Below are 6,010 nucleotides of genomic sequence, written 5' to 3' on the forward strand. Positions count from 1 at the left end.
CCCTGTGCCCACCGGCCAGCGGCACACGGCCGCACTCCTCACCATCGAAAGCCCCAAGCGACGACGGTAGACAGCCGTACCCCCTGCCCAGCGCCCCCGCCCGCCACACGGAAACGCGCCACGCGAACCCCACGGGAGAACGGCACACAGCCGCACCCCCTGCCCGGCGCCCGGCAGGCCCCGTCGGGCAGGGGCCGCACGGCCACGTCTCCCTGCCCTCACGCGCGGGCGCCCCGTCGGACTCCGGTCAGCCTGTCTTCCAGCCGCGGCGGGTGTCGATCCGTTCCCATTCCGCGTCCCACTGCGCCATGCGCCGCCGGTCCAGGGCCAGCCTGATCACCCAGGTGGCGCCCAGCACCATCCCGCCCGCGAGGACTCCTGCCAGACCGCCGCCGACGGTCGTGTGCAGCCAGGCCTCGCCCCCGGACACCGGTGGGGTCGTGATGTCACCGCTCCTGTTCACCCACAGGGGGATCGTGCTCCCGGCGGGAGTCCTGGGCGGCACCCGCGCCTGCTCCGTGTGCGTCGAGCCGTCCGGCGCGGTCCAGCGCACCTTGGCCCACACCCGGTGGTCGCTCGCCTCGCGGGCCGGTGACGGGCCGGGCGCGTCCTCGACGGCGACCGCGGCGACCTGACGGCTCTCCGCCTGTTGCCGTTCGACGGCCCGCTCGACCGCGCCCGCCGCCATCAGCCCCGCGCACACGCCGCCGAGCAGGGCGAACACCCAGCCGGCGAGCACGATCCAGGCTTCGACGACGTCGATACGCCGTTTGAGCGCGTTGCGCCGCCACCGCCACCACCGCACGGTCACACGCTCTGAGGTTTCCATCGGCCGACACCCCCTCGTGAGCACCGGCAGCACCCTTCCAGTGTGCGCCTGAACCGCGCTTCTGTCGGCGTATCGCTCAACCGGACGACGCGGCGATCCGCACCCGGTCGCTCTCCCCGCAGGACAGGAAGGACGCCATGGCTCGCGCTTCCTCGGCGACGGACTCGCGGTCGGCCCGGGAGAAGCGGCGCAGCGGGGTGACCAGGACGGTGTCCGCCTCGACGCGCCAGCTCGCGGCGACCCGGCCGTCGAGCAGGACGACGCGGGCGCCTTCGACCGACAGGCCGCGGTGGGCGTCGTCGATGATCCGGCCGCGGTCGTGGTAGCCGAGGATCGCGTTGTCGAACGCCGGCAGGAACCGCACCGGCGCCGGGGTGCCGGGGTCGGGGCGCGGCGCGTCGGGGAGGTCCAGCAGTTCCCGGCCGCGCTCGTCACGGAAGGCGACCAGCTCCCCGCGCAGGGCGGAGACCGCGGCCGGCAGTCCCGCCAGTCCGCACCAGGCACGCAGATCGGCCGAGGCGGCGGGTCCGAACGCGGCCAGGTAGCGCCGTACCAGTGTCTGCCCCACGGGATCGGAGCCGTCCGGGGCCGGGGGGTCGATCTCGCGCCCCAGCCAGGAGGAGACCAGGGCGTAGCGCGCTCCCGCCGTCGTGTGCCACAGTCCGCGCGGCGGCAGCTGCACCATCGGGAGCAGGCCGGCGACCAGCATTTCGCCCAGTGGCCGGGGCCCCGCTTTCGGCCAGCGGCCTGCGACGGCTCGCGCGAGGTCTCCCATGGATCGGGGTTCGCCGTCGGCCATGACCTCCCGCCCGGCTGCCGCGAGTTCGCCGAGGTCCACGCCCTCCAGTTCGCGGCGGTACGTGCCGAGCACCCGCTGGCGCAGCATCGCGTCGTGGCGTGCCCGCCAGGCCCCGACGTCGTCGGCGGTGACGAGGTGGACGGTGCGGCGCATGAGGTGGGTCCGCACCACACGCCGCCCGGTCAGCAGGTCCGACAGCACCGCTGGGTCGAACGCCCGCAGCCGGGACCAGAGTCCGATGAACGGTTCCTGCGGTTCCTGCGCCTGGAGGCCGCACAGGTGCGCGACGGCGTCGAGGACCGGCAGGCCGGCACGGTCGAGGAGCAACTGCCGCGCGAGTGTGGCGCGGTTGAGCGCCCGGGCGTCGAGAACGGTCAACGGAACACCTCGGTCTTCGAGTCGGGTGCCGACCCGTGGATCGGGAGGCCCGGGCGGCTTCCCGGTCACCGTCGCACGCGATGCGGTCAGGCTGTGACCGCGACCGCCGTCCTCCGTCGCCTGGAGCCGGGCCTGAACCAGACCGTCTGCGGACTGTCCCTCAGCCGCTCCCGGCTGGTCCGTTCCCCGCACGTCACCTGGCCGGACACCTTCCCGGAGTCCGGGGGTGTGCGGCGGACCGCGTACGGCGCCGGTGTCCGCGCTGCGCCTCGGTCGCCGGCGGCGCGGTCAGGACGCACGCCCCAGGTGGCAGCGCACGAACCCGCGGCCGTGACGCCGTGCGGCCCCGGACGTGCCGTACAGGAACAGACGTAGCACCACCGAGTGACCCCAGCATCATGTTTTGCCATGGTTTGCCCCGCCGTGGCCGCGGCACTCGGGGCACGCGCGAGGGTCGAGCCGACAGCGTGCAGCCGACGCCGCGCGAGCCCGCCCCGGTGACGGGGCAGAACAGAGGGTGACCGATGACGACGATCGGTGTGGAAGAGGAGTACCTGCTCCTCGACCCGGTTACCGGGTTGCCGGTACCCCTGGCCGACAAGGTGCGTGCGGCGGCGGGTCTGGCGCATCTCGTGGCCGACCAGGAGGTGCAGTGCGAGCTGCTCCAGGCGCAGGTCGAGGTGGCCACGCCGGTGTGCGGCACACTGGAGGAGGCAGGGGGACATCTGCTGCGGCTGCGGCACGCCATCGGGGCGGCGGCCGACGAGCACGGCTGCCGGATCGCGGCCTGCGGGACACCCCCGCTGCGCCATCGCCACCCGGTGGCCGTCACCGACCAGGCCCGCTATCGGGCCATGCTCACCCAGGCTCCCCAGCTGGTGGCGGAGCAACTGGTCAACGGCATGCACGTGCACGTGGCCGTACCCAGCCGGGAGACCGGGGTACAGGTCCTGAACCGGATCCGGGTCTGGCTGCCGACCCTGACGGCCATGTCGGCGAACTCCCCGCTGTGGGACGGCCACGACACCGGCTTCGCCAGCTGGCGCACCGTGATCTTCGGCCGCTGGCCGGTCAGCGGCGTGCCCCCGTTCTTCCGTGACGTGGCCGACTACGACCGGCGCGTGACGCAACTGCTGGAGACCGGTGTGATCTCGGACAGCGGGCAGTTGTACTGGCAGGCCCGTCTGTCGGCCCGGTATCCCACCGTCGAGGTGCGGTGCCTGGACGTTCAACTGCGCGCGGACGACGCGGTCATGCTCGCGGGCATGACCCACGCTCTCGTGGACACGGCCATCAGGGAAACGGCCGCCGGGGCGCCGGTGCCCGACTGCGCGCCGGAGCTCCTCCAGATCGCTCTGTGGCATGCCGCCCGTCACGGTCTGAGCGACACCCTGATCTGCCCGGGCGGCCGGCCGCGCCGTGCCGGGGACGTGCTGTACCAGCTCCTGCGGCACGTCGCTCCGGCCCTCGACGCGTCCGGCGCGACCCGGCAGGTGACGGCCCTGGTCCACCGGCTGCTGCAGAACGGGACGGGAGCGGACAGACAGCGTGCCGCACTCGCCGAGGGGGGCGTACGGGCCGTCACCGACCTGATCGGCGCGGAGAGCAGCGTGGTGTGACTCCCCGCGGCCCTTCAGACCGCGGCGGCGCGCACACCCACCGCACCTGACGGCCCGTCATCGAGGTCGGCACGGCATCGGGATCCTCACCGCCGCAGCCCGCTGTCGACGACCGAGAACCGCGAAGATCGACAACTGGTCAAGCCCGGGACGGGCTGCGAGGATGAAGGCAGAGGCGCAAGGGCCAGTCTCACCAGGAGGTACCCCGTGAAGATGCTGATCAACGTCCCGGAGACCGTGGTCGCGGACGCGCTGCGCGGTATGGCGGCCGCCCACCCGGAGCTGACCGTGGACGTGGAGAACCGGGTGATCGTGCGGCGGGACGCTCCCGTGGCCGGAAAAGTGGGGCTGGTCTCGGGCGGTGGTTCCGGGCACGAGCCGTTGCACGGGGGGTTCGTAGGGCCCGGCATGCTGTCGGCCGCCTGTCCCGGCGAGGTGTTCACCTCCCCGGTGCCCGACCAGATGCTGCGCGCGGCCGCCGCCGTGGACAGCGGGGCCGGGGTCCTGTTCATCGTGAAGAACTACACCGGTGACGTGCTCAACTTCGACATGGCCGCCGAGCTGGCCGAGGACGAGGGCATTCAGATCGCGAAAGTGCTGGTCAACGATGATGTGGCGGTGACCGACAGCCTGTACACGGCCGGGCGGCGCGGTACCGGCGCGACCCTGTTCGTGGAGAAGATCGCGGGCGCAGCCGCCGACGAGGGCATGCCGCTGGAGCGGGTGGAGGCCATCGCCCGGCAGGTCAATGAGAACTCCCGCAGTTTCGGTGTCGCGCTGAGCGCGTGCAGCACACCGGCCAAGGGCAGCCCCACCTTCGATCTGCCGCCCGGTGAGCTGGAGTTGGGCATCGGCATCCACGGCGAACCCGGCCGGGAGCGGCGGGCGATGATGACCTCCGGAGAGATCGCCGAGGCCGCCGTCGAGGCGGTGGTGGACGACCTGAGGCCACGCAATCCCGTGCTGGTCCTCGTCAACGGCATGGGGGCGACGCCCCTGCTGGAGCTGTACGGCTTCAACGCCGAGGTGCACCGTGTGCTCGCCGCCCGGGGCGTCCCGGTCGCCCGCGTGCTCGTGGGCAACTACGTCACCTCCCTGGACATGGCGGGCGCCTCCCTCACCCTGTGCCAGGCCGACGAGGAGCTGCTGCGGCTGTGGGACGCGCCGGTGAGGACGCCGGGTCTGCGCTGGGGCATGTGACGCGGAAGGGGCAGCGGATCACCACGTACCTACCAGGCAAGGAGACCCAGTGCTCGACGCCGATTTCTTCCGCCGTTGGATGACGGCGACCGCCGCGTCCGTCGACCGTGAGGCGGAACGGCTCACCGCCCTCGACTCGCCCATCGGGGACGCCGACCACGGCAGCAACCTCCAGCGCGGCTTCAGGGCCGTGACGGCGGCCCTGGAGAAGGAGGCTCCCGGCTCTCCGGGCGGCGTCCTGACGCTGGCCGGCCGCGAGCTGATCTCGAAGGTCGGCGGCGCCTCGGGGCCGCTGTACGGGACGCTGCTGCGCCGTACCGGCAAGGCGCTCGGGGATGGCGCCGAGGTCAGCGCGGAGCAGTTGGCCGAGGCGCTGCGGGCCGGGGTGGACGCCGTCAGGACGCTGGGCGGTGCGGCGCCGGGCGACAAGACCATGATCGACGCGCTGGTGCCCGCGGTGGACGCGCTGGGCGACTCGTTCACGGCGGCCCGGACCGCCGCGGAGGAGGGCGCCGTGGCGACGACGCCCTTGCAGGCGCGCAAGGGCCGGGCGAGCTATCTGGGCGAGCGCAGCATCGGGCACCAGGACCCGGGGGCCACCTCGGCGGCGCTGCTCGTCGCCGGACTCGCGGAGGCCGCCGGTGAGTGACGAGCGGCTCGTGGGGATCGTGCTGGTGTCGCACAGCGCGGAGGTGGCCGCGTCGGTCGCCGCGCTGGCGAAGGGGCTCGCGGGCGGTGGCCCGGTGGTGCCCGTGGCCCCGGCGGGCGGCACCGAGAGCGGCGGACTCGGCACCAGCGCCGAACTGATCGCGGCGGCGGCCACGTCCGTCGACCGGGGTGCCGGCGTCGCCGTCCTGACCGACCTGGGCAGCGCGGTACTCACCGTGAAGGCACTGCTCGCGGAGGGTGACGAACTCCCGGAACAGACGCGGCTGGTGGACGCTCCGTTCGTGGAGGGAGCCGTCGCCGCGGTCGTCACGGCGGCCACCGGGGCGGATCTGACGGCGGTGGAATCGGCCGCCGCGGAGGCGTACACGTACCGGAAGGTGTGAGACCGGGCCGGGGGGGGCGGGGGGCCCCCCCCCCCCCGCCCCCCCCGGGGGGGTTGCCCCCCGCCCCGCCAACAGCCGGTGCCACCCACACCCCGGGCCGGCGCCCCCCCCCCCCCCCCGCGCCCCCCCCGCC

6 protein-coding genes and 1 pseudogene are annotated in these 6,010 nt (G+C 73.8%); 5 read left to right on the forward strand and 2 right to left on the reverse strand.

What is annotated here, in order from left to right; genetic code table 11:
• Positions 1 to 247: 247 nt before the first annotated feature.
• A complete protein-coding gene (locus ACFZDA_RS40390) occupies positions 248 to 829 on the reverse strand; it encodes a hypothetical protein (protein ID WP_391091358.1) in 582 nt (193 codons plus the stop codon).
• 76 nt (positions 830 to 905) lie between these two features.
• Complete coding sequence (locus ACFZDA_RS40395; protein ID WP_391091359.1) at positions 906 to 2,006, reverse strand: DNA glycosylase AlkZ-like family protein; 1,101 nt, start codon at positions 2,004 to 2,006, stop codon at positions 906 to 908.
• A 123-nt stretch (positions 2,007 to 2,129) separates the two neighbouring features.
• On the opposite strand from ACFZDA_RS40395, the pseudogene ACFZDA_RS40400 reads away from it, so the two are divergent.
• The 5 genes and pseudogenes from ACFZDA_RS40400 to ACFZDA_RS40420 form a co-directional block, all read left to right on the forward strand.
• A pseudogene (locus ACFZDA_RS40400) lies at positions 2,130 to 2,340 on the forward strand (hypothetical protein); the annotation flags it as partial.
• Between the two features lie 190 nt (positions 2,341 to 2,530).
• Entirely contained in the window at positions 2,531 to 3,625 is a 1,095-nt protein-coding gene (locus ACFZDA_RS40405; RefSeq protein ID WP_391091361.1) for a glutamate--cysteine ligase, read from the forward strand.
• 207 nt (positions 3,626 to 3,832) lie between these two features.
• The gene (dhaK, locus tag ACFZDA_RS40410) at positions 3,833 to 4,825 is read left to right on the forward strand and encodes a dihydroxyacetone kinase subunit DhaK (protein WP_391091363.1); all 993 of its coding nucleotides are present in this window, start codon (positions 3,833 to 3,835) and stop codon (positions 4,823 to 4,825) included.
• Between the two features lie 49 nt (positions 4,826 to 4,874).
• Complete coding sequence (gene dhaL / locus ACFZDA_RS40415; RefSeq protein WP_391091365.1) at positions 4,875 to 5,474, forward strand: dihydroxyacetone kinase subunit DhaL; 600 nt, start codon at positions 4,875 to 4,877, stop codon at positions 5,472 to 5,474.
• Positions 5,467 to 5,877 (forward strand): PTS-dependent dihydroxyacetone kinase phosphotransferase subunit DhaM, encoded by a 411-nt coding sequence (locus ACFZDA_RS40420; protein ID WP_391091367.1) that lies wholly within the window; start codon positions 5,467 to 5,469, stop codon positions 5,875 to 5,877. Before dhaL ends, ACFZDA_RS40420 begins: the two co-directional genes overlap by 8 nt.
• The last annotated feature ends 133 nt before the right edge of the window (positions 5,878 to 6,010 follow it).

The sequence above is a fragment of the Streptomyces sp. NPDC007991 genome, from assembly GCF_042958445.1.
In the GTDB taxonomy this organism is placed as follows: domain Bacteria; phylum Actinomycetota; class Actinomycetes; order Streptomycetales; family Streptomycetaceae; genus Streptomyces.

Excerpts from the sequence above, each read along its gene's own strand:
- ACFZDA_RS40390 (WP_391091358.1), bottom strand. The coding sequence starts at position 829 with ATGGAAACCTCAGAGCGTGTGACCGTGCGGTGGTGGCGGTGGCGGCGC.
- ACFZDA_RS40405 (WP_391091361.1), top strand. The coding sequence starts at position 2,531 with ATGACGACGATCGGTGTGGAAGAGGAGTACCTGCTCCTCGACCCGGTT.